The following is a 23,167-nucleotide window of genomic DNA, read 5'->3' as shown; positions in this document are numbered from 1 at the left end:
TGTGCCCCGCGCGCGGTGCCGCTCCGGACGGTGCCGGGCGGTCAGGGCGCATGGCGCCAGTTCTCCGCGAGGTCGCCCCACAGGTACGCGGTGGCTTCGACGCCCTTGAGCAGCAGGTCCAGTTCGACCTTCTCGTTCGGCGCGTGCCAGCCGTCGGAGGGAACGGAGATGCCCAGGAAGAGCACGGGGGCGCCGAGCACTTCCTGGAGGGTGGCGGCCGGGCCCGAGCCGCCCTCGCGGGTGTAGCCCACGGGCTTCTCGAAGGCGCGGCCCATGGCGCGGGCCACGGACTGCAGGGCGGGGTGGTCCAGCGGTGTCAGGCACGGGCGCGTGGCCGGGCCGAAGACGACCTCGCAGCGGATTCCGGCGGGCACCTGCTCGGCCGCCCACGCGCGGACCACCTTCTCGATGTGCCCGGGTTCCTGGCCCGCCACCATGCGGAAGGAGAGCTTCAGCATCGCGCCGGACGGGACGATCGTCTTGCTGCCCGGGCCCTGGTAGCCGCCGCCGATGCCGTTGACCTCGGCGGTGGGGCGGGCCCAGATGCGCTCCAGGGTGGTGTACCCGGCCTCGCCGTGGGTGGCGTAGGACTTGGCGGTGCGCAGCCACCGCTGCTCGTCGAAGGACAGCTCGGCGAAGAGCTCCCGCTCGCGGTCGGTGAGCTCGACGACGCCGTCGTAGAAGCCGGGGATCGCCACGCGCCCGTGCTCGTCGTGGAGGGCGGCGACCAGACGGGCGGCTGCGGTGGCCGGGTTGGGCACGGCGCCGCCGAAGGAGCCGGAGTGGATGTCCTGGTCGGGTCCGTACAGCCGGATCTCGCACTCGGTGAGGCCGCGCATACCGGTGCACACGGTGGGGGTGTCCTCGGACCACATACCGGTGTCGGAGACGATCACGGCGTCGGCGGCGAGCCGGTCGGCGTGCTCCTCGACGAGGGCCTCGAAGTGCGGCGAGCCTGACTCCTCCTCACCCTCGATCAGCAGCTTCAGGTTGACGGCAGGGGCGGTGCGGCCGGTCGCGGCGAGGTGGGCGCGGACGCCGAGTGTGTGGAAGAACACCTGGCCTTTGTCGTCGGCCGCCCCGCGCGCGTAGAGGCGGTTCCCCCGGACGACGGGGTCGAAGGGGTCGCTGTCCCAGCCGTCCTCGCGGGCGGCGGGCTGCACGTCGTGATGGCCGTAGACGAGGACGGTGGGCGCCTCGGGGTCATCGGAGGTCCACTCGGCGAAGACGGCCGGGGCGCCGGGTGTCTGCCAGATCTCGACGGTCGGAAAGCCGGTCCCGGTGAGCTTGGCGGCGAGCCAGTCGGCGCTGCGTCGTACATCGGGCGCGTGGTCGGGCTGGGCCGACACGGAGGGGATGCGCAGCCATGCGGCGAGGTCGTCGAGGAAGGCGGCGCGGTGCTGCTCGATGTACGTACGGACGGCTTTGTCCGGGGTCTGGCTCATGGTCACGAGCCTATCGGCCCGCACCGACATCCTTGCTGGGCGGTTCGTCACACGACGGCTCCTCGGTCAGCAGCCGCTCCAGTGCGGCCCGGTCCGGAAGACCGTCCGGACGGACGACCTCGCCGCCGCGCACGTACAGGAACGCGGCGCTGACCGACTCCAGGGGCACCCCCTGCTGCTCCGCCCAGGCCAGCCGGTACACGGCCAGCTGGAGCGGGTCGGCGTCGCGGGCGCGGTTGGTCTTCCAGTCGACGATCTCGTACGTCGTCCGCTCGCCGTCGCCCTCCTTGTAGACGGCGTCGATCCGGCCCCGCACGACGCGGCCGGCGAGGGCGAGCTGGAAGGGGGCCTCGACGCGATACGGGGTGCGGTGCGCGTACTCGGTGCGCTCGAAGGCCTCCTTGAGCGCCTCCAGGTCCCGCTCGTCGGCGATCTCGGCCTCGGCGCCGGGCAGCTCCTCCGGCTCCAGCATGGGCAGGGTCAGCTCTTCGAAGCGGGCCTCGACCCACGCGTGGAAGCGGGTGCCGCGCCGTGCCGCGGGCTGCGGCGGCCGGGGCATGGGGCGGGCCAGCTCCTGAGCCAGGCCGTCCGGGTCGGCGGCCAGACGCAGCACCTGGGAGGCGGTCAGGGAGGCCGGCAGGGGTACGTCGGTGACGCTGTCCCTCGCGCGGAGGAGCTCTCCGGTGAGGGCGTCCAGGTCCCGGTCCCAAGAGGCGATCGTGCGGGTCTCTTCCGGGGTGAGGCGGGTGTGGGCCGGCTCCGCCTCGGGGGGCGTCGCCTGGTGGGGGACGGTGGGGCGGTCCGCGGTCCAGGAGTCCCGGTCGGCGGGGTCGGTGGGCGCTTCCGGGAAGGGGTCCTCGTCGGCGGGGTCGGTGGCGGCTTCCGGGAAGGGGTCCTCGTCGGCGGGGTCGGTGGCGGCTTCCGCGAACGGGTCCTCGTCGGCGGGGTCGGTGGCGGCTTCCGCGAACGGGTCCTCCTCGGGGATGTCGTAGGGGGCTTCGTCGTCGTAGGGGGCTTCGTCGTAGGCGTTTTCGTCGTCCGGCGGTGGGGGCCAGTCCGGGTCGTGCGTCCCAGCCGGGTGGCCGTCCTCATAGGTGGACAGGTGCGCGAGGACCGTCTCGGCGGCCGCCCTGCGCCGGGCCAGCGCCGCGTCGTCCAGGGGCAACGGCCACACCTGGTCGGTGTCGGTCGCGTGCAGCGCGGGGTTCTCCTCGTCCTCGGCGGGCTCGTCCGCCCAGGCCTCGATCTCGCCGTACCCGGCCGCGCAGTGGTCGTGGAGGTCCTGGAGGAAGCCGGAGGGGCCGCGGGGCTTCTTCTGGCTGGGGCCCCACCAGTGGCCGGAGCCGAGGAGCAGGGAGCGGGGGCGGGTGAAGGTGACGTAGCCGAGGCGGAGTTCCTCGGTGTGCTGGTGCTCCTTCATGGCCTCGTGGAAGGCCTTCAGGCCGCTTGAGTCCCAGGATTCGACGTCGGGCAGGGTGGCGGCGTCGCCGCGCAGGGCGTGGGGCAGCACCTTGCCCTGGGAGGTCCACTTCTCGCGGCCCTGGGTGCTCGGGAAGGTGCCGGTGACCAGGCCCGGGACGGCGACGACATCCCATTCGAGGCCCTTGGACTTGTGCGCGGTGAGCACCTTGACGGTGTTCTCGCCGCCCGGGAGGGCGTTGTCGAGGCCCTTCTCGTACTGGGCCGCGGTGCGCAGGAAGCCGAGGAAGGCCAGCAGGGAGGCCTCGCCGTCGCCTGCGGCGAAGGAGGCGGCGATGTCCAGGAAGTTCGACAGGGTCTCGCGGCGGCGGGCGGCCAGGGCGTGCGGGGACGCCGACAGCTCGACCTCCAGGCCGGTGACGGCGAGGACCCGGTGGAGGACGTCCATCAGCGGATCCGCCAGCGAGCGGCGCAGGTCGCGCAGTTCGGTGGCCAGGCGGGCGAACCGCACGCGCGCGTCCGGCGAGAAGGGCAGCCCGTCGTCGTCCCCGGTGCCGTCGAGCGGTGTCTCCAGGAACGTGTCGAGGGCGTCCGCGAGCGATATCACCTCGGAGGGGTCGACCCCCTCGACGGCCTCGGCGAGCCGGCGGTCCGCGTCGTCGTCGCCGTCCACGCGCGCGTGCGACACCAGACGTCGGGCGCGGCGGCCCAGGAGGGCGAGGTCGCGGGGGCCGATGCGCCAGCGCGGGCCGGTCAGCACCCGCACCAGGGAAGCGTTGGCGCCGGGATCCTGGAGGACCTCGCAGACGGCGACCAGGTCGGCGATCTCGGGCAGATGCAGCAGCCCGGACAGGCCGACCACCTCAACCGGGACGTCCCGGGCCACCAGCGCGCCCTGGATCTCGGCGAAGTCGGTGGCCGTACGGCACAGGACGGCGATCTCGCCGGGCGCCTCGCCGGTGTTCACGAGGTGGGCGACTGAGTCGGCGATCCAGTCGATCTCCTCGGCGTGGGTGTGCAGCAGGGCGCAGCGGACCATGCCGTCGCGTTCGGCGCCCGGGGCCGGGCGCAGGGCCTCCACGCCCGCGTGCATGGCTCGCAGGGGCTCGGCGAGCCCGTTGGCGAGGTCCAGGAGACGGCCGCCGCTGCGGCGGTTCTCGCTGAGGGCCTGGCGGGTGGCGGGGCGGCCGTCGGCGTGCGCGAAGTGCTCGGGGAAGTCGTCCAGGTTGGCGACGGAGGCGCCGCGCCAGCCGTAGATCGCCTGGCAGGGGTCCCCGACGGCGGTCACGGGGTGCCCGGTGCCACCGCCGAACAGGCCGGCCAGCAGGATCCGTTGGGCGACCGAGGTGTCCTGGTACTCGTCGAGGAGGACCACGCGGAACTCGTCGCGCAGGACGCGGCCCACCTCGGGGATCCCGGCGAGCTGTGCCGACAGGGCGATCTGGTCACCGAAGTCGAGCAGATCCCGCTCACGCTTGGCGGCCCGGTAACGCACCACCAGGTCGGCCAGTTCACGGCGCGCGGCGGCCGTCTCGGGGACCTTGCGCAGATCGGCGTTGGTGAGCTTGACGCCGTGCAGGGTGAGCAGCAGTTGCGCGTCATGGGCGCGCAGGGACTCGGGGCGTACGAGGTGTTCGGCGAGCTCGGCGTCGAGAGCGAGGAGGTCGCTGACGAGGTCCGCGAAGGAGCGGGTCAGTGCCGGATACGGGCCGGGCGCCTCGCGCAGCACGCGCGCGGCCAGCTGGTAGCGGGTGGCGTCGGCGAGCAGACGGGAGGTCGGTTCGAGCCCGATGCGCAGGCCGTGGTCGGTCAGGAGGCGGCCGGCGAAGGCGTGGTACGTCGAGATCACCGGCTCGCCCGGCGGGTTGTCCGGGTCGATGACGTCGGGGTCGGTGACGCCGGCCTTGATGAGCGCCTTGCGGACGCGCTCGGCGAGTTCACCGGCGGCCTTGTTGGTGAAGGTCAGGCCGAGGACCTGCTCGGGTGCGACCTCGCCGGTGCCGACCAGCCACACCACGCGCGCCGCCATCACCGTTGTCTTGCCCGACCCCGCTCCGGCCACGATCACCTGCGGGGCGGGCGGCGCGGTGATGCAGGCCGTCTGCTCCGGGGTGAACGGGATACCGAGGAGCTCCTTGAGCTGATCGGGATCGGTGATACGTGGTGGCACCTCAGAGAGGCTAGCGGCGGCCACTGACAGTCGATGCCGAATCGGCTGTCGAGAGGGAAGAAGTGCAGGTCAGCACGTGAGGTGCGGTCCGTCACTCCACCACGTGCCGCCCCTCGGGCCGCGCGCTGCACGACGCCCGGAAGGCGCAGTGCGTGCAGTGCTGACCCGCCGTCGGCGTGAACCGCTCGTCGAGGACCTTGCCGGCGGCGGTGGCCAGCAGCTCACCGACCCACTCACCCTCAAGCGGCTCCTGCGCCTGCACCTTGGGCAGGGTCTCGCCGCCGTCCCGCTTGGCGGCGCCCTGGCGCAGATGGACGAGTTCGGCGCCGCCCGGCTCGGGGCGCAGTCCGCCGAAGGCCTCGTCCACGGCGCCCTCGCGGACGGCGAGCTGATAGACGGCGAGCTGCGGGTGCCGGGCCACCTCGGCCGAGCTCGGCGCCTGCTTGCCGGTCTTGAAGTCGACGACATAGGCGCGGCCTTCGCCGTCGGCCTCGACGCGGTCCATCTGGCCGCGGATGCGGACCTCGTAGTCGCCCGCTTCGAGGGTGACGTCGAAGTCGTGCTCGCTGGTGACCGGAGTACGGCCGGTGCGGTCCGTGACGTGCCACTTGAGGAAGCGTTCGAGCGCCACGCGCGCGTTCTCCTTCTCCTGCACCGACTTCCACGGCGCGTCGAAGGCGAGCGCGTTCCACACGGAGTCCAGACGCTCCATGAGGACGGCGAGATCGGCCGGGGTGTGCCCGGAGGCGACCTCGTCGGCGAGGACGTGCACGACGTTGCCGAAACCCTGGGCGACGGTCGCGGGCGCGTCGGCCTTCACCTCGCGGCCCAGGAACCACTGCAGGGAGCAGGTGTTGGCGAGCTGGTCGAGGGCGCTGCCGGACAGCACCACGGGCTGGTCGCGATCGCGCAGCGGCACCTTGCTCTCGGTCGGCTCGAACATGCCCCACCAGCGGTAGGGGTGCGCGGAGGGGACCAGCGGGCGGCCGTCCTCGTCGGCGAGCGCGGCGAGCCGGGCAAGGCGACGGGCGGCGGCCTCCCTCAGAGCGTCGGACACGCGCGGGTCGACGGTCGTGGCGCGCAGTTCCGCGACCAGGGCCGCGAGCGACAGCGGGCGCCGCGGGCGGCCGGTGACGTCCTTGGGTTCGACCCCGAGTTCGGTCAGGAAGCGGGAGGGCTGGTCGCCGTCGTCCGCGGGAGCCTTCACCGCGGTGACGACGAGGCGCTCACGCGCGCGCGTGGCGGCCACGTAGAACAGACGGCGCTCCTCGGCGAGCAGCGCCCCCGGGGTGAGCGGTTCGGCGAGTCCGTCGCGGCCGATCCGGTCGGCCTCCAGCAGGGAGCCGCGGCGGCGCAGGTCGGGCCACAGGCCCTCCTGGACACCGGCGACGACGACCAGCCGCCACTCCAGGCCCTTGGATCGGTGGGCGGTCATCAGGCGGACGGCGTCGGGGCGCAGGGCGCGCCGGGTGAGGGTGTCGGCGGCGATGTCCTCGGCCTCGATCTCCTCCAGGAAGTTCAGCGCGCCACGGCCCCCGGTGCGCTCCTCGGAGCGGGCCGCGGTCGCGAACAGCGCGCATACGGCGTCCAGGTCACGGTCGGCGTTGCGCCCCGCCGCGCCGCCGCGCCGGGCGGCGCGCTCCAGGCGCCCGGGCCACGGGGTGCCCTCCCACAGGTCCCAGAGCGCCTCCTCGGCCGTACCGCCGCCCGCGAGGCGCTCACGGGCCTTGCGCAGAAGGGCGCCGAGCCGCTGCGCGCCACGCGCGTACACGAGGTCGTGCGCGACCAGCCGCTCGGGCTCGGCCAGCGCCCGCGCGAGCAGTTCGTCCGAGGGCGGCGGCAGGGCGACCCCGGCGGCGCGCTCCTCGTCCCGCATGGCACGGCCGAGGCGGCGCAGGTCGGCCGCGTCCATGCCGGCCAAGGGGGAGGCGAGGAGGGTCAGGGCGGTCTCGGTGTCGAGCCAGCAGAGGTCCGAGTCCTCGTCGGCGGAATCCTCGTCCGCCTCCCCGTCGCTCCCCCGAGTCTCCGCTTCCGCCTCCGCCACCGCCCGCAGCGCCGTCAACAGGGGCGCCACCGCCGGTTCGTGGCGCAGGGCGAGATCGTCGCCGTCGATGTCCAGGGGGACGCCGGCGGAGGTGAGGGCGCGGCGGACCGTGGGAATCGTGCGGGAGCCGGCGCGCACCAGGACGGCCATCTCGCGCCACGGGACGCCGTCCTCCAGGTGCGCCCTGCGCAGGATGTCGGCGATGTTGTCCAGTTCTGTGCCGGGCGTCGGGTACGTGTACACCTCGACGCGCCCTCCGTCCCGGACGGGCGCGAGCTCACGGTGGGCGCGGACCTTCTCGGCGGGGAGGCGGGTCAGCGGCATCCGCTGGGTCAGCAGCCGGGTCGCGGCCAGCAGCGTCGCGCCGGCGCGTCGGGAGGTGCGCAGGACCGCGACGGGCGCCGGGCGGCCGTCCGCGCGCGGGAAGGCATGCGGGAACTCCAGGATGCCGTTCACGTCGGCGCCCCGGAAGGCGTAGATCGACTGGTCCGGGTCGCCGAAGGCGATCAGGGTGCGACCGCTGCCGGCGAGCGCGTGCAGCAGCCGTACCTGCGCCGGGTCGGTGTCCTGGTACTCGTCGACGAAGACGGCGTCGTACCGGTCGGCGAGCTGCCGGCTGACGTCGGGGCGCTGGGCGAGGAGCACCGCGCGGTGGACCAGTTCGGCGTAGTCGAGCACGCCCTGGAGGTCGAGGACGTCGAGGTACTCGGCGAGGAAGGCGGCCGCGGCCCGCCAGTCGGGGCGGCCGATACGGCGGGCGAAGGCGTCCAGGGCGTCGGGTCCGAGGCCCAGTTCACGACTGCGGGCGAGGACCGCCCGGACCTCGTCGGCGAAGCCGCGGGTGGTCAGGCAGGCGCGCAGTTCGTCCGGCCAGCGCACATGGGCGAGACCCAGCCGCTCCAGGTCCGGCTGGCCCGCGAGCAGTTCGCGCACGGCCACGTCCTGCTCGGGGCCGGACAGCAGCCGCAGCGGCTCCACGAACAGCTCGCTGTCCTGGTGGGCGCGGACCAGGGCGTAGCAGAACGAGTGGAAGGTGGTCGCCTGGGGCGCTCGCGCGGCGCCGGTGCGCAGCGCCATGCGGTCCCGCAGCTCCACGGCCGCCTTGCGGCTGAAGGTCAGCACCAGCATGCGCGCCGGATCTCCGCCCCGGGCGATCCGCTCCGCCACCGACTCGACCAGGGTCGTGGTCTTCCCGGTCCCCGGACCTGCGAGGACGAGCAGTGGGCCGGTGCCGTGGTCAACCACGGAGCGCTGGGCGGCGTCCAGACGAGGGGGGTCCACCCTGGCCGGCGGGGTACGCACCAGTCGGTAAGCGCCACGACTCCCCTGCCGCACCTGGGGGTGCGGCAGGCGCCTGGTGGAGGAAGAGGAGCTCACGTGGTTCGCCGGTCCTGGTGGTTGTGCTGGTGGGCTGGCCACCGCGCGTGGAGGGCGGTGGCGGCGGGATGAGGGGGACGCGTGCAGCCGACGCTACGCCGACGGATCCGGCGGAAGCAGGGCTTCCGATTCATCCCTCGGGACGCTCACGTCACATGGGTCCCTCGACTCACGAACGTACGTCATGCCACGGACGTGCCCCTGTTCCCCCGTACGGATCACGGGTCACACAGCGGCCCGTCGGATGGCGGAAGCTGTCAGGTGTGACCTTCCGCGTGTTCGCCGCCGTCCCATCGTGCCCGTTTCATGTCGAGGCGCGGCAGGTGCCCCTCGGTGGTTCGGCCGGCCTCCCTCAGGGGCGTGCCCTCGGTGCGGTAGTGGCCGAGCGCCCGCAGTTCGTGCCCCGGGAGCAGGACGCCGTCCGCGCGGACGACACGCCACCACGCAACGGCTCCGCCGTACAGGGCCATCACCCGGCCGACCTGTCTGGGGCCGCCCTCCTGGAGCCACTCGGCGACGTCCCCGTACGTCATCACGCGCCCGGGCTGGATCAGTTCGGCGACCTCAAGGACCCGCTCGGCGTACTCGGGCAGCGCGTCCGCGTACTCCGGGTGGGCGTCCTCCGGAAGGCTCTCCTCGCTCATCCGACCCATCCTGCACCACTCCACCGACAATGTGACGGGCCCGCGACGGTGCGTGGCCCTCGCCCCCGAGCGGCGCTTCCGGCAGACTGTGCGCCCCGCATCTGCACCCTGACGCCCCCGTGTGTCGGTGGGGCATGCCACCATCGTGCGGGCGGTGACCGTTGATACGAGATCAAGAAGAGAAGATGAAGCAGCAGGGTGTGCACCCCGAGGATGCGGAGAGCACCTCTGAGGCTTCGTCGCGCCCGGACGCCGCCGACGACAGGAAGGGCGCGGCCACGAACGACGCCGACAAGGCCGCGGAGTACGACGAGCCGCCCGCTGACGAGGTGGAGGGCGACGAACCGCTGCTCCCCGCGCGCGTGCACCGTCCCTCCGACCTCATGCGGCTGCTGGTGGGCGTCCTCGCGGTGGCCGTACTGATCGCCATCGCCGCGTTCGCGCACGGCACCACCTCGGGCCTCGAACAGGACATCAACAAGGGCACCGGACAGGCACCCGACCTGTTCATCAAGATCGCGGGACTGGCCTCCAGCATCGCGATCCTGCTGGTGCCGGTCGCCTTCGCGATCGAACGGCTGATCAAGCGCGACGGACTGCGCATCGCCGACGGTGTGCTCGCCGCCGTCCTCGCGCACGGTGTGACTCTCGCCACCGATCTCTGGGTCGCCAAGGCCGCCCCCGACTCCATCCAGGAGGCGCTCACCCGGCCCTACCCCGGTGACATCAACGCCCTCACCGACCCGGTGCACGGCTATCTGGCCCCGGTCATCGCCTACATGACCGCCGTCGGCATGTCCCGCCGGCCGAGATGGCGCGCGGTGCTGTGGATCGTGCTGCTGCTCGACGCCTTCTCGATGCTCGTCACCGGGTACACCACCCCGTTCTCGATCATCCTCACGGTGCTCATCGGCTGGACCGTGGCGTACGGCACGCTGTACGCGGTCGGCTCCCCCAATGTCCGTCCGACCGGCCGGACGCTGATGGCGGGCCTGCGGACCGTCGGCTTCCGTCCGGTGAGCGCGGCCCGGGACGAGACCGCGGACCACGGCGACAACGGCGACCGCGGCAGGCGCTATTTCGTCACCCTGGAGGACGGCCCGCCGCTGGATGTCACGGTGGTCGACCGTGAGCAGCAGGCACAGGGCTTCTTCTACCGGGTATGGCGCAATCTGACGCTGCGCGGCATCGCCACCCGCCGCAGCCTGCAGTCGCTGCGCCAGGCGCTGGAGCAGGAGGCGCTGCTCGCCTACGCGGCCATCGCGGCCGGCGCCAACGCGCCCAAGCTGATCGCCACCTCCGAGCTCGGCCCCGACGCGGTCATGCTGGTCTACGAGCACAGCGGCGGACGCACACTGGACTCGCTCGCCGACGAGGAGATCACCGACGAACTGCTGCGCAACACCTGGCATCAGGTGCGGGCGTTGCAGTCACGGCGTATCGCGCACCGCAGGCTCGCGGGTGACGCGATTTTGGTGGATCGTTCCGGCACGGTGATCCTCACCGATCTGCGCGGCGGCGAGATCGCGGCAGGCGAGCTGCTGCTGCGCATGGACATCGCGCAGCTCGTGACGACGCTCGGGCTCCGGGTGGGCGCCGAACGCGCCGTCGCCTCCGCGGTCGGCGTGCTCGGCCCCGACGCCGTGGCCGGCTGTCTGCCGATGCTCCAGCCCATCGCGCTGACGCGCTCCACGCGCGCGACGCTGCGCAGACTCGCGCGGGAGCGGGCGGAGCGTGAGCGTGAGGCGGTCCTGGACGCTTCCCGGCAGGCCAAGCACGCGCGCGTGGAGGCCGCCGCCGACGACACCGGGCCCGTCGTGCTGGAAAAGGCCGCCAAGAAAGCCGTACGGGCTCAGGAGCGGGCCGAGAAGCGGGCCATCGACGAGGCCATCGAGGAAGCGCGCGAGGAGGATCTGCTCACCCAGATCCGGCACGAGGTGCTGCGGATCAGGCCGCAGGCTCCGGTCGAGCCGGCCCGTCTGGAGCGGGTGCGGCCGCGCACGCTGATCAGCTTCATCGCCGGTGCCATCGGCGCGTACTTCCTGCTGACGCAGCTCACCCACATCGAGTTCGGCCCTTTGGTCTCCAACGCCGAGTGGGGCTGGGTCGCCGCGGCCGCGCTGTTCTCCGCGGCCAGCTACTTCGCGGCGGCGATGGCGCTGCTCGGGTTCGTGCCGGAGCGGGTGCCGTTCATGCGGACGGTGGCGGCGCAGGTCGCCGGATCCTTCGTGAAGATCGTCGCCCCGGCCGCGGTGGGCGGGGTCGCTCTCAACACCCGGTTCCTGCAACGCGCGGGCGTGCGACCGGGGCTCGCGGTGGCGAGCGTGGGCGCGTCCCAGCTGTTCGGGCTCGGCTGCCACATCCTGATGCTGCTGTCCTTCGGCTATCTGACCGGTACGGAGAAGACGCCGTCGCTGTCGCCGTCCCGGACGGTCATCGCGGGTCTGCTGACGGTCGCGGTGCTGGTGCTCGTGGTGACCTCGGTGCCCTTCCTGCGGAAATTCGTCGTCACGCGCGTGCGGTCGCTTTTCGCGGGCGTGGTGCCGCGCATGCTCGATGTGCTGCAGCGGCCCCAGAAGCTGATCACGGGCATCGGCGGCATGCTGCTGCTGACGGCCTTCTTCGTGATGTGCCTGGACGCGTCGATCCGCGCGTTCGGCGACGAGCAGACGTCGATCAGCCTCGCCAGCGTCGCCGTCGTCTTCCTCGCGGGCAACGCGCTCGGCTCCGCCGCCCCGACACCAGGCGGAGTCGGCGCGGTCGAGGCGACCCTGACGGTCGGTCTGATCGCCGTCGGCCTGCCCAGCGAGGTCGCCGCCCCCGCGGTACTGCTGTACCGGCTGCTCACCTTGTGGCTGCCCGTCCTGCCGGGCTGGCTGGCCTTCAACCACCTCACGCGCAAGGGCGCGCTCTAGGCCCGTACTTCGCAGGTCGCCGAAAAGGTTCTCCGCATCGGCCTCACGGCGTCCGATCTCGACCGGGCCGGACCGAGACGGCCATCGCTGCTGCGGTTCCGACCGGCGAGCGATCAGCTACGACCGCTTGGTCTTCACGATCGGGTGACCTGCTAAGTACGGGTCTAGGACGCGCACAGCCCGTACCTCGTACGGCCCGTGCCCCGAGCGTCCCGTCGTGCGCGACCTCAGGATGGGATCATGCCGAACCCCTCCCGCCTGCGCGCCGCTGTCCTGACCGCCTCCGCCGTGCTGCTGTCCTCGCTGCTGGCGGGGTGCGGCGACGACTCCCAGGACGAGGATCTGACGGCCCAGGAGCTGAGCTGGAAGGACTGCCCGGCCCCCTCCGAGGCGCAGGGCGGCGGCGCCGCACCCTCGCCGCTGCCGAACGGCGACGAGTGGCAGTGCGCCACCATGAAGGCCCCGCTGGACTGGGACGAGCCCGAGGGGGACACGATCGGCCTCGCGCTGATCCGCGCGGAGACCAGCGGCGACAAGAGCAAGCGGATCGGCTCCCTCCTTTTCAATTTCGGCGGGCCCGGCGGCTCGGGCGTCACCACGCTGCCCGCCTTCGGCGAGGACTACGCGGCCCTGCGCACCCGCTACGACCTGGTCAGCTTCGACCCGCGCGGGGTCGGCCGCAGCGCCCCCGTGGAGTGCGAGAACGACCAGGAGCTCGACGCCTACTTCCAGCAGGACGCGACTCCGGACGACGCCACCGAGCGCACCGAGCTGCTGGACAACACCAAGGAGTTCAACGCGGCCTGTGAGGAGAACTCCAAGAAGGTGCTGCCGCATGTGCGCACCACCGACGCCGCCCGCGACATGGACCTGATGCGCCAGGTCCTCGGCGACGACAAGCTGTACTACTTCGGCATCTCCTACGGCACCGAACTCGGCGGTGTGTACGCGCACCTGTTCCCCAAGCGGGTCGGCCGTGCCGTCTTCGACGCGGTCGTCGACCCGACGCAGAACCCCGAACAGGGCTCGCTCGGACAGGCCGAGGGGTTCCAGCTGGCGCTCGACAACTTCGCCGAGGACTGCACCTCGAAGGTCGAGGACTGTCCGATCGGGGACAGCGCACAGGATGTGAAGGACCGCATCGCCAAGCTGCTTACGGACCTCGACAAGAAGCCGCTGCCGGGCATCTTCCCGCGCGATCTGACCCAGACCGCCGCGACCAACGGCATCGCGCAGGCGCTGTACTCGCAGGACTTCTGGGAGTACCTCACCCAGGGCCTGCAGCAGGCGTACGACGGGGACGGCCGGATCCTGATGCTGCTGTCCGACTCCATGAACGGCCGCAGCGAGAACGGCGAGTACAGCAACATCACCGCGGCCAACGTGTCCATCAACTGCGCTGACGACAAGCCGCGCTACACCGCCGAGTACGTGCAGTCGAAACTGCCGGAGTTCCAGGCGGCCTCCGAACTGTTCGGCGACTTCCTGGCCTGGGGCATGGTCTCCTGCACCGACTGGGACGTGGCGGGCGCCGCCGACCACCCCGACGTGAGCGCGCCCGGCTCGGCGCCGATCCTCGTGGTGGGCAACACCGGCGACCCCGCCACACCGTACGAGGGCGCGCGGAAGATGGTGCAGGCGCTGGGTGCGGGCGTCGGAGTCGAGCTGACGTACAAGGGTCAGGGGCACGGCGCCTACGACTCCAAGAACAGGTGCGTGCAGAACGCGGTGAACGGCTACCTGCTGGACGGGAAGGTGCCCGCGGCGGGGACCGTCTGCTCCTGACCCCACCCCCCAGGCTCGACTGGCACCACCCCCGGATCGACTGGCACCACCCCAGGCTCGACTGACACCCCCCGGGCTCGCCAAAACCGCAGGTCAGAAGGTTATCCACAGGCCGGAGCAGGTCTCGCGTGCTCCGCCTACTATGGCCTGACCGCCATCCGCTGCACGGTGCGGACGGCCTGCGAGGGGGTAGTGCACATGGCGCGTTGCGTACGGTGGGCGGCTCTGACCGCCGCCACCGCGCTCCTGGTCACGGGCTGCAGCTCGGGGAGCGACGAGGGCAGTGACGGCAAGGGCGGCGAGGAGACCAGCAGCGGAACACCGTCGGCCGGTTCCTCCGGCTCCGGGGCGCCGCTGCCCGCCTCCCTGACCTCCCAGAAGCTCGACTGGGACCGCTGCGAGGCCACCGAGGACTCGGCTGCCCCGGGCGGCGACTGGGAGTGCGCGACGCTCAGGGTGCCGCTGGACTGGGCCAAGCCCGAGGGCGAGACGCTCGGGATCGCCCTGATCCGCTCCGAGGCGACCGGGGAAGACCGCATCGGCTCGCTGCTGTTCAACTTCGGCGGGCCCGGCGGCTCGGGCGTCTCGATGATGCCGTACTACAGCTCCACCGTGTCCAAGCTGCACGAGCGCTACGACCTCGTGAGCTTCGACCCGCGCGGAGTCGCCTCCAGCGAGGGTGTGCGCTGCCGCAGCGACAAGGAGATCCAGGCCGCCGAGGCGGTGGACGCCACTCCGGACACCGCGGCCGAGGAGATGGCGTACCTCAAGGACGCCGGCGACTTCGGGAAGGGCTGTGCGAAGTCGGCCGGGAAGCTGATGGCCCATGTGTCGACCACCGACACCGCCCGCGACATGGACCTGATGCGCCAGGTCCTCGGCGACGACAAGATGCGCTACTTCGGCTTCTCCTACGGCACCCAACTCGGCGGTGTGTACGCCCACTTGTTCCCGCAGAACGTGGGGCGGCTGGTCCTCGACGCGGCGGTCGACCCGAGCGCCGACACCGTGGACCACGCCAAGAACCAGGCCCGGGGCTTCCAGCGGGCGCTGAACAACTACCTGAAGTCCACCGGGCAGGACCCCGAGGAGGGCTCGCGGAAGATCGCGGACCTGCTGGAGCGGATCGACGCGAACCCGCTGCCGACGTCGTCGGAGCGGAAGCTGACGCAGACGCTCGCCGTCACCGGGATCGTGCTGCCGCTGTACAGCGAGTCCAGCTGGCCGACGCTGACCAGCGCCCTGGAGGCGGCGGAGGCGGGGGACGGCTCGGAGCTGCTGACGCTCGCCGACGACTACAACGAGCGTGACGCGTCGGGGAGCTACGGCACGACGACCCACTCACAGCGGGTCATATCGTGCTTGGACGCCAAGCAGCGGCCGACCGTGGAGGAGACGAAGAAGCTGCTGCCCGAGTTCGAGAAGATCTCGCCGGTGTTCGGGACCTCCCTGGGCTGGGACACGGCCGGCTGGTGCCACGACTGGCCGGTGCCCGGTCAGTACGACTCCCCGGAGGTGAGTGCGCCGGGTGCGGAGCCGGTCCTGGTGGTCGGCAACACCGGCGACCCGGCGACGCCGTACGAGGGCGCCCGGAAGATGGCGGACGAGCTCGGCAAGGGCGTCGGTGTGGTGCTCACCTGGAAGGGCGAGGGGCACGGCGCCTATGGCAGCGGGAGCGACTGCGTCGACTCCACGGTGGACGACTACCTGCTGTCCGGCACGGTTCCGAAGGACGGCAAGGTCTGCTCATGACGACGGCGGGGGCTCCAGGCGCCCTTGGCGTCCGGAGCCCCCGCCGTGACGGAGATCTGGGGTCAGTAGACCGGCTTGCTCGGCTCGATCTGGTTGACCCAGCCGATCACACCGCCGCCCACGTGGACCGCGTCGGAGAAGCCCGCGGACTTCAGGACCGCGAGGACTTCCGCACTGCGGACACCCGTCTTGCAGTGCAGGACGATCTTCTTGTCCTGCGGCAGGCCCTCCAGGGCGGTGCCCATCAGGAACTCGTTCTTCGGGATCAGCTTGGCGCCCGGGATGGAGACGATCTCGTACTCGTTGATCTCGCGGACGTCGATGATCTCGATGTTCTCGCCGTCGTCGATCCACTCCTTGAGCTGCTTGGGAGTGATCGTCGAACCGGCGGCCGCCTCCTGGGCCTCCTCGGAGACGACGCCGCAGAAGGCCTCGTAGTCGATGAGCTCGGTGACGGTCGGGTTCTCGCCGCAGACCGCGCAGTTCGGGTCCTTGCGGACCTTGACCTGGCGGTACTGCATCTCCAGGGCGTCGTAGATCATCAGCCGGCCGACCAGGGGCTCACCGGTGCCGGTGAGGACCTTGATGGCCTCGGTGACCTGGATGGAGCCGATGGACGCGCACAGCACGCCGAGGACGCCGCCCTCGGCGCAGGAGGGGACCATACCGGGCGGCGGGGGCTCCGGGTACAGGCAGCGGTAGCAGGGGCCGTGCTCGGACCAGAAGACCGAGGCCTGGCCGTCGAACCGGTAGATCGAACCCCACACGTACGGCTTGTTCAGCAGCACGCAGGCGTCATTCACCAGGTAACGCGTGGCGAAGTTGTCGGTGCCGTCGACGATCAGGTCGTACTGGCTGAAGATGTCCATCACGTTGTCGGCTTCCAGCCGCTCCTCGTGAAGGATCACGTTCACGTACGGGTTGATGCCCTTGACGGAGTCGCGGGCGGACTCGGCCTTGGAACGGCCGATGTCGGCCTGGCTGTGGATGATCTGGCGCTGCAGGTTCGACTCGTCGACCTCGTCGAACTCCACGATGCCGAGGGTGCCGACGCCCGCGGCGGCCAGGTACATCAGCGCCGGCGAGCCCAGGCCGCCGGCGCCCACACAGAGCACCTTGGCGTTCTTCAGCCGCTTCTGCCCGTCCATCCCCACATCGGGGATGATCAGGTGGCGGGAGTACCTGCGGACCTCGTCTACGGTGAGCTCAGGAGCTGGCTCGACCAGGGGTGGCAGCGACACGGGGGCTCCGTTGGTCGGTTCATCACTACGGTTGTTCTCTCCGTAACAGTGCCATGGCCTTTTTCATTCCGAGACACCTGTTCCGATCCGCGAGACGATTTCGTCCCAGTAGCCGGGCAGGGCCGCCCAGGGATCAGTGCTCCCGCCACGGTCCGTGCGGTCGGTGAACCAGATCGTGGCGGCGCCCTGCCAGCGGGCGATGCGCAGCGCCTCCTCCAGGTGTCCGCGGGGCACTCCGTGGACGAAGTGGCAGAAGCGGTCGGGGGGATAGTCGGCCGTCCACTCCGCCACCTGCGACCAGCGGTAGTCGCTCCAGGGCCCGGAGAAAGTGACCAGTTGGTCGGCGTGCTCGGCGTAGCCGGGGTACGGGTGGGTGCCGTGGCCGAGGACGATGCGGGCGTCGTCACGCAGCGCGCGCAGCGTGGTGACCATGCGCCGGATCTCCGGGAGCGCCGTCCGCTCCGTGGGACAGCGGTCCAGCAGAAAGCCGCCGACCTGGTACCAGTCGAGGTAACGGTGGGCCTCGGAGATCAGCTCCCCGAAGGAGCGGGCGCCGTAGGTGCTGTCGAGGCGCCCGATGACCCGGACACCGGCGGTGCGCAACCGGCCGGCCGCGGCGAGACAGTGCGGGTCGGGACGGCTGCCGGGGCCGTCGGCGACATCGAGGGCGGCCCAGTGGAGGGGCGTGCCCGGACGGATGAGCTCGGCCCATTCGGCGGGGGCGACGAGGGGGTGGGCGAAGCCGGGGACGCCCAGCCCCGTGCGCAGATCGGTGCTCGCGGTCCCCGGTTTGGTGCTGGTCAGATGCGGCATGCCGCCTCCATCCAGATGTCGGCGAGGGACTCTTCGAGGTTGATCCGGGGCCGCCAGCCGAGCCGGTCGCGTGCGGTGCGCACATCAGCCTGCTGCCAGCTGCCGCAGCCGTCCGGGTACGGATACGCGACGGGGGCCACATGGTCCGGGTCGGGGCGCGGGTGCCCGATGGAGGTCCGCAACGGGCCTGGGGGGCCGTCGAGTTCGTGGAGGGCGCCGCCGTATCCGGCCACGCGGGCGAGGACCACGGCGGCGTCCCGGAGCCGGACGGCGCGGCCCGAGCCGATGTTGATGACGCCCTGCGCGGCGGAGAGGGAGGCGGCGTGCACGGCGCGGGCGACATCGCGGACGTCCACGAAGTCGCGCTGGGCGCCGAGTCCGCCGAGCTTGAGCTCGCCGTCTCCGGACTGCATCGCGCGGCGCATGGCCTCGGCGAGCCGGCCGAGCGGCGATCCGGCGGGCGTGCCGGGACCCGCCGGGGAGAAGACGCGCAGCACCACGGCGTCCAGGCCGGAGCCGAGGACGAGTTCGGTGGCGGCGAGTTTGCTCACGCCGTACGGGCCGCCGGGTCGCGGGACGGCGTCCTCGGCGGTGGAGGAGCCGGGCTGGCTGGGGCCGTACTCGGCGCCACAGCCGATCTGCACCAGACGCGCGCCGCAGCCGCTGCGGCGCAGGGCCTCGCAGACGGTGGCGACGGCCACCGTGTTGTGGCGGGTCAGTTCGCGGGCGCCGCCGCGGGTGGCGCCCGCGCAGTTGATGACGACGCCCGGGTGGACCGCGTCGAGGAAGCGGGTCAGGGCACCGGGGCTGCCGGACGCGAGGTCGAAGCGGACGTCGGCGTCGTCGCCGCGGCCGAGGGCGGTGAGCTGGACGGCCGGGTCGGCGAGCAGACGGTCGGCGACATAGCGGCCGAGGTAGCCGTTGGCTCCGATCAGCAGGACTCTCATCGCGCGGCTCCCGGGGCCGAGGGGTCGGGTCGGGAGGTGATCATGTGCGGTTCTCCTTCGGAGGGATGGGTCGGTGCCTGCGGCGGCCTGCGCGCGGGGAGGGAACACGCGCTCGCTCGCACACGTCGCGTCAGCACGGTGCGTCCGGCGTGGCGTGGGCCGAGGCCCGGGTCAGGGTGCGGGAGGAGTGGATGAGCAGGGTCAGGGCGCCCGCGCCGCAGACGAGCGTGGGGACGGCGCCCGGCCCCCAGGCGGTGACGAGGGATTCCACGGGGGTGGCCACGAAGCCGCAGCCGGGGAGGCGGGCGGCGAACACCGAGGCGAGGACGACGGCCTCGGCGGTCGCGGCGGCGCCGAGGACCGCCCCGGGGGCGTGGGTGAAGCCGTGTGCGGCGAGGAGCCGGGCGAGCAGCAGGAGCGCGCCCAGGGCCAGGACTTGGGGGTAGGCGGCGGCCTCGTCCAGAGCCGCGGAGGACAGGGCCACGAGGGCGGCGAGGGAGGCCAGGAAAAGGGCGAAGGTGCCGAGCAGCAAGGGCTGTACGGAGGTGGCGTACTCCTCAAGGCCCCGGCTGGCCGCGAGTCTGCGGCGGGCGCGGGCGGCGAAGAGGTGGGCGCACCAGACCGCGGGGGCGCAGGACAGGGCAAGCGCGAGGACACCGGCGGCGGCCAGGGGCCAGGCGCCGTCCGGGGAACCGGTGGGCAGGGCGCCTGGACCGTCGGCGAGGGCCGACCGGAGCAGTCCGTCGCCGAGGGCCGCGTACGCGATCAGCCAGCAGACCCAGGCCGCGGTGGGGCGTGGGCGGCGGTCCGCGATGCGCAAGGGGCCACGGGACAGGGCGACGCGCAGCACCACGGCGACGGCCAGGGCCCCCACCACGGCCACGATCAGGCGTGCCTGTCCCTCGGTGAGCCGCAGGGCGGTCACCGCGGCGGCGCACAACACCCCGGGGAGCAGCGCGAGGACGGCCCAGTCGGCCCGTGCCCGCAGGGCGCTCGGGGTCGTGGTGTGCGCCGGTGTGTCCCCGTCGCGGGACACGCGCGCGTACATCTCCTCGGCGAGGGAGAAGACGTCCCGGTGCCGGAAGCGGGACGCGGTGCGGTCGGTGACGCCGTGCGCCTCCAGGCCCGCGGCGATCTCCAGGGGGTCCACGGCCCGTTCGCACAGCTCGCGGTGACGGTGCATCAGCGCCTTCACGGGGTCGACCGCGGTGCGTCGCGCGGTGCTGGGACGGCGCTCGGTCGCGGTCGCGGAGCCGGGCTCGTCGGGGTCCGATGCGTCAGCGCCCGGTAGATCCGTCTCCGCCACCAGCGACTCCTCCGACCGTGCGTCCCAGGCCCCGGGGCTGATCGGTGCTCCGGGGCGGTCCAGTCCGCCGAGCCCGCTCATCGCGCTCCCTCCGCGGCCACGTGCGCAGTGGCCCGCACGGGCGGGCCCGCCGCCCAGCCGGGGCCGCCCCGGGCCATGAGACGCGCGGCGGGTCCGGCCCAGCGGCCGGGGACATGGGCCTCGGCGGGCACGGCGAACGGCAAGGGTTCGCCGGTCTCGTCGAGGACGACCCGGCGGACCGGGCAGCGCGCGACGATCTCCAGGTAAATGCCGTGAAATGCCGTGATGTTCTGCTCGACGGTGAACAGTTCGAGGGCACGCGCGCGTGCGGCGGCGCCCAGGCGCTCACGGCGCTCGGGGTCGCGCACCAGCGCCACGCACGCCTCGGCGAGCGCCCGCGGATTGCGCGGGGGTACGACGAGCCCGGTGCCGCCGATGACCTCGACCACCGCGCCCACGTCCGTGGACACCGTCGCGCGGCCGCAGAACATGGCCTCGACGAGGCTGATCGGAAAGCCCTCGACGACGCTGGACAACACGGTCACGGCGCCCGCGGCGTACGCGTCGGCGAGCGTCGGCAGCTCCGGGCCGCCGACCTCCTCGAAGGACACGGGGTTGTCGCCGACGGCGTGCAGCCCCTCTGCCTCGTCGGGGAAGAGCTGCGCGGCCAGCGCCTTGCAGTGGCCGAGATAGGCCGCGCCCTCGGAACCGGCCGGGGCACCGACGATCCGCAGCCGGGTCTTCGGCTCTTCCTTGCGGATCTCGGCGAAGGCGTGGAGCAGGGAGACCAGGTCCTTCGCGGGTTCCACCCGGCCGACCCAGACGAGGGTGTCGGGGTCCGCGCGCTCGGGGGCCTCGCCGACCTCCGCGAAGCGGGAGGCGTCCATGCCGGGGTAGACCGTGCGGAGTTTGGCGCGGTCGGCGCCGCAGTGCTCCTGCCAGCGGCGGGCGTGCGCGTTGCCGGGCGTGATGATCTCGGCCCGGCCGTAGATCTCGGCGGCGAGCCGGCCGTGGAAGGCCGCGAGCGGCGCCCGTACGGCGGGCGGCGCCTCGGTGGCGGCGAGGTAGTGCGTGCGCAGCCGCACGCCGTACTCGGTCACCAGCAGCGGCACTCCGGAGAAGTGCCGGGCGAGCAGCCCGGGCAGAGCCGCCGACCCACCGGAGGCGGCATGGCACAGGTCGACCGAGCCGAGCCCCTCGTCCTCGTACCAGTCGAGCGAGAGGGGGCGCAGGGCGCGCTCCAGGTGCGCGGCGACGGTGAGCAGATCGGGAACGCGCGCCTCGCGCGCCGTGCGGAGGGCGCCCGGCGCGCGACAGGCACGTTCCAGGGCGCGTACGGCGGTCTCGGACCGGAGCGCGCCGGCCAGACCGCCCTCGTCGCGGGCGAGTTCGGCGAGCCCGTACAGCGCGTTGCCGAAACGGTCCGCCACATCAAGGGACGACTCCTCGGAACCACTGTCCTGAGGATCGGCTCCGGCGCACAACGCCATGGCCAGCGCGCCGTAGTGCTCGGAGAATCGCCGGCGCGCACGCCGCCCGTACGCCACCCCGTCGTCCTCGGCGCTCCAGAGCGGTGCCGTCCGCACCCGTCTGACCTGCGGCGGCAGCGCGACCCAGCCCTCGTCCTCCTGGCGCTCGCTGCGGCTGAGCGCGTAGACGTCGAACTCGTGCTGCCCGAGCCCGCGCACGAGCCGGTCGCACCAGAGCCTGGCGTCACCGCTCACATACGGATAGCCACCCTCCGTAAGCAGTCCGATGCGCACGAGTGCACCCCCGATCTCCCGTAAGGGGAGCCGCCGTTGACCCGACGGCTCGCAGCGGGACGAACGTATGCGGACAAGGCGGTGGCGCGACGGACGGTTGTCCATCGCGCCACCAAAAGGGGTGAACGGTCGTAACTTTCCCACACGAGTAGCGTTCGGTCGCGCTAAGAGATCAATTGATTACGCTTCGTCAGGCCCCGGCCACCTCCCGCGGGGGCACTCAGCTCCCGGGATACGCCCAGGGGTTGGGGCGGCAGCTGATCCCGTCGTACTCCAGGAACTTGGTCTGCTGCTGCATGACCGGGGCGAGGCCGCCGTCCTTGTCGCAGGTGACGTGGTGGTTGCCGAGCCGGTGGCCGACCTCGTGGTTGATCAGCATCTGCCGGTAGGCGTGGATCCGGTCGCCGTAGGTCTCCGAGCCCTGCGCCCATCGATAGGCGTTGATCATCACGCGCTCGGTGGCGGCCGAGTCGCAGGACACGTTGTCCACGGTGGTGTCCAGGCCGGACTTGGCACACCAGTCGGCGGTGGTGCCCGGGCTGGCCAGGGTGACCACGAAATCGGGCTTGCCGGAGTAGACGCGCTCGAAGGTACGCGCGCCGTTGTGCGCCCAGCTCCGGTCGTCGTTCAGCGTCTTCTGCACGGCCTGCGCGAAGAGCTCACCGTCAAGGCCGAGCCCCTGTTCCACATCCACGCGGTAGGTGAACTTCTGCCCCGTGCCGGGCGCCTTGTCGACGCCGGGCACGGCGTCGAACTTCCCCGCCCCGTCGAGCGTGGCGCTGAGCGCGTATCTCTTGCCCATCTTCCGCTCGTACGTCAGCGGCGCCACCGCCGGCTCCGAGGGCGCCGGCCGCCCGTCCCCGCGCGAGGCGGAGTCCCGCGCGTCCCGCGCCTGGTCGGTGGCCGACTGCGTCTGGACGTCGGAGTCCTCGCCCCGGTCCGTGACCTGCCCGGCGACCACGATCGCGAGCACGGTGGTGACGGCGGCGGCCGCGATACCGGTGAAGGCACGCCCCTTGGAGCCCTTGCCGGAGACGGGCTCGCCGGTGGGCGGAGGGTAGTCGGCCTCGGCCTCGCTCTCCACGCCGACCTCGGCGGACCAGTCGGTGACGGCGGCGTACGCGTCGGCGGAGCTGCGGGGCGTGAAGACGTCCACGTCCTGGTCGAAGGCGTCGACGTACTCCTGCCGGGGCGCACGACACACGGATGCGGGCCGCTGTTGCGGAATCCCACCCGCGACCGGCCCGGCCCTCAACTCACCCCAGCCACCGCCGGATTCATGATGCTCAGGGTGCCCACCACGGACGCGGGGAACGCCATGCGCCGGGGTGCCGTCGGGATAGCGCGGGATGCCATGAGCCGGGGCGCCATCGGGAAGGCGGGGCATTCCATGGGCGGGTGTGCCATCGGGAAACCGGGGCACACCGTGGGCCGGGGTGCCATCAGGGAACCGCGGCACACCATGAGCCGGAGTCCCATCAGCAAACCGCGGCACACCATGAGCCGGAGTCCCATCAGCAAACCG

The 23,167-nt window shown here is 72.4% G+C and carries 13 protein-coding genes; 3 read left to right on the top strand and 10 right to left on the bottom strand.

Annotated features, from left to right (window positions below):
- Positions 1-41: 41 nt before the first annotated feature.
- The 4 genes from RMT89_RS10020 to RMT89_RS10005 form a co-directional block, all read right to left on the bottom strand.
- Complete coding sequence (locus RMT89_RS10020; RefSeq protein ID WP_315883461.1) at positions 42-1,445, bottom strand: dipeptidase; 1,404 nt, start codon at positions 1,443-1,445, stop codon at positions 42-44.
- Between the two features lie 10 nt (positions 1,446-1,455).
- A complete protein-coding gene (locus RMT89_RS10015; RefSeq protein ID WP_315883460.1) occupies positions 1,456-5,034 on the bottom strand; it encodes a UvrD-helicase domain-containing protein in 3,579 nt (1,192 codons plus the stop codon).
- A 91-nt stretch (positions 5,035-5,125) separates the two neighbouring features.
- Entirely contained in the window at positions 5,126-8,455 is a 3,330-nt protein-coding gene (locus tag RMT89_RS10010) for an ATP-dependent DNA helicase (protein ID WP_315883459.1), read from the bottom strand.
- Positions 8,456-8,712: 257 nt separating this feature from the next.
- The gene (locus RMT89_RS10005; RefSeq protein ID WP_315883458.1) at positions 8,713-9,099 is read right to left on the bottom strand and encodes an MGMT family protein; all 387 of its coding nucleotides are present in this window, start codon (positions 9,097-9,099) and stop codon (positions 8,713-8,715) included.
- Between the two features lie 185 nt (positions 9,100-9,284).
- Here RMT89_RS10005 and RMT89_RS10000 point away from each other — a divergent pair, with 185 nt between their 5' ends.
- The 3 genes from RMT89_RS10000 (at position 9,285) to RMT89_RS09990 (ending at position 15,551) form a co-directional block, all read left to right on the top strand.
- Positions 9,285-12,014, top strand: a complete 2,730-nt coding sequence (locus RMT89_RS10000; RefSeq protein WP_315883457.1) for a lysylphosphatidylglycerol synthase transmembrane domain-containing protein — start codon at positions 9,285-9,287, stop codon at positions 12,012-12,014.
- 240 nt (positions 12,015-12,254) lie between these two features.
- On the top strand, positions 12,255-13,799 hold the full coding sequence (locus RMT89_RS09995; protein ID WP_315883456.1) for an alpha/beta fold hydrolase: 1,545 nt from the start codon (positions 12,255-12,257) through the stop codon (positions 13,797-13,799).
- Positions 13,800-13,997: 198 nt separating this feature from the next.
- A complete protein-coding gene (locus tag RMT89_RS09990; RefSeq protein ID WP_315883455.1) occupies positions 13,998-15,551 on the top strand; it encodes an alpha/beta hydrolase in 1,554 nt (517 codons plus the stop codon).
- Between the two features lie 62 nt (positions 15,552-15,613).
- Here RMT89_RS09990 and moeZ read toward each other — a convergent pair whose 3' ends face one another.
- The 6 genes from moeZ to RMT89_RS09960 all read right to left on the bottom strand — a co-directional run.
- Positions 15,614-16,792: an adenylyltransferase/sulfurtransferase MoeZ gene (gene moeZ, locus RMT89_RS09985; RefSeq protein ID WP_315883454.1), complete on the bottom strand. Its 1,179-nt coding sequence runs from the start codon at positions 16,790-16,792 to the stop codon at positions 15,614-15,616.
- Positions 16,793-16,855: 63 nt separating this feature from the next.
- Positions 16,856-17,605: a spherulation-specific family 4 protein gene (locus tag RMT89_RS09980; protein ID WP_315883453.1), complete on the bottom strand. Its 750-nt coding sequence runs from the start codon at positions 17,603-17,605 to the stop codon at positions 16,856-16,858.
- Positions 17,593-18,552, bottom strand: coding sequence for an NAD-dependent epimerase/dehydratase family protein (locus tag RMT89_RS09975; RefSeq protein ID WP_315883452.1), 960 nt, complete (start codon positions 18,550-18,552; stop codon positions 17,593-17,595). Before RMT89_RS09975 ends, RMT89_RS09980 begins: the two co-directional genes overlap by 13 nt.
- 130 nt (positions 18,553-18,682) lie before the next feature.
- Positions 18,683-19,939, bottom strand: a complete 1,257-nt coding sequence (locus RMT89_RS09970; RefSeq protein ID WP_315883451.1) for a hypothetical protein — start codon at positions 19,937-19,939, stop codon at positions 18,683-18,685.
- The gene (locus RMT89_RS09965; RefSeq protein WP_315883450.1) at positions 19,936-21,642 is read right to left on the bottom strand and encodes a DUF3492 domain-containing protein; all 1,707 of its coding nucleotides are present in this window, start codon (positions 21,640-21,642) and stop codon (positions 19,936-19,938) included. Before RMT89_RS09965 ends, RMT89_RS09970 begins: the two co-directional genes overlap by 4 nt.
- 220 nt (positions 21,643-21,862) lie before the next feature.
- On the bottom strand, positions 21,863-23,167 hold a 1,305-nt coding region (locus tag RMT89_RS09960), incomplete at its 5' end, for a DUF3152 domain-containing protein (RefSeq protein WP_399497862.1).

Origin of the sequence: Streptomyces sp. P17, from assembly GCF_032436805.1 — a bacterium.
In the GTDB taxonomy this organism is placed as follows: Bacteria; Actinomycetota; Actinomycetes; order Streptomycetales; family Streptomycetaceae; genus Streptomyces.
This window is presented reverse-complemented; position numbering and strand designations above follow the sequence as displayed.

Bases quoted from the DNA above. Each gene is read 5' to 3' on its own strand.
- RMT89_RS10020 (WP_315883461.1), bottom strand. From the start codon at position 1,445: ATGAGCCAGACCCCGGACAAAGCCGTCCGTACGTACATCGAGCAGCAC.
- RMT89_RS10005 (WP_315883458.1), bottom strand. From the start codon at position 9,099: ATGAGCGAGGAGAGCCTTCCGGAGGACGCCCACCCGGAGTACGCGGAC.
- RMT89_RS10000 (WP_315883457.1), top strand. From the start codon at position 9,285: ATGAAGCAGCAGGGTGTGCACCCCGAGGATGCGGAGAGCACCTCTGAG.
- RMT89_RS09995 (WP_315883456.1), top strand. From the start codon at position 12,255: ATGCCGAACCCCTCCCGCCTGCGCGCCGCTGTCCTGACCGCCTCCGCC.
- RMT89_RS09990 (WP_315883455.1), top strand. From the start codon at position 13,998: ATGGCGCGTTGCGTACGGTGGGCGGCTCTGACCGCCGCCACCGCGCTC.
- RMT89_RS09980 (WP_315883453.1), bottom strand. From the start codon at position 17,605: ATGCCGCATCTGACCAGCACCAAACCGGGGACCGCGAGCACCGATCTG.
- RMT89_RS09975 (WP_315883452.1), bottom strand. From the start codon at position 18,552: ATGAGAGTCCTGCTGATCGGAGCCAACGGCTACCTCGGCCGCTATGTC.
- RMT89_RS09970 (WP_315883451.1), bottom strand. From the start codon at position 19,939: ATGAGCGGGCTCGGCGGACTGGACCGCCCCGGAGCACCGATCAGCCCC.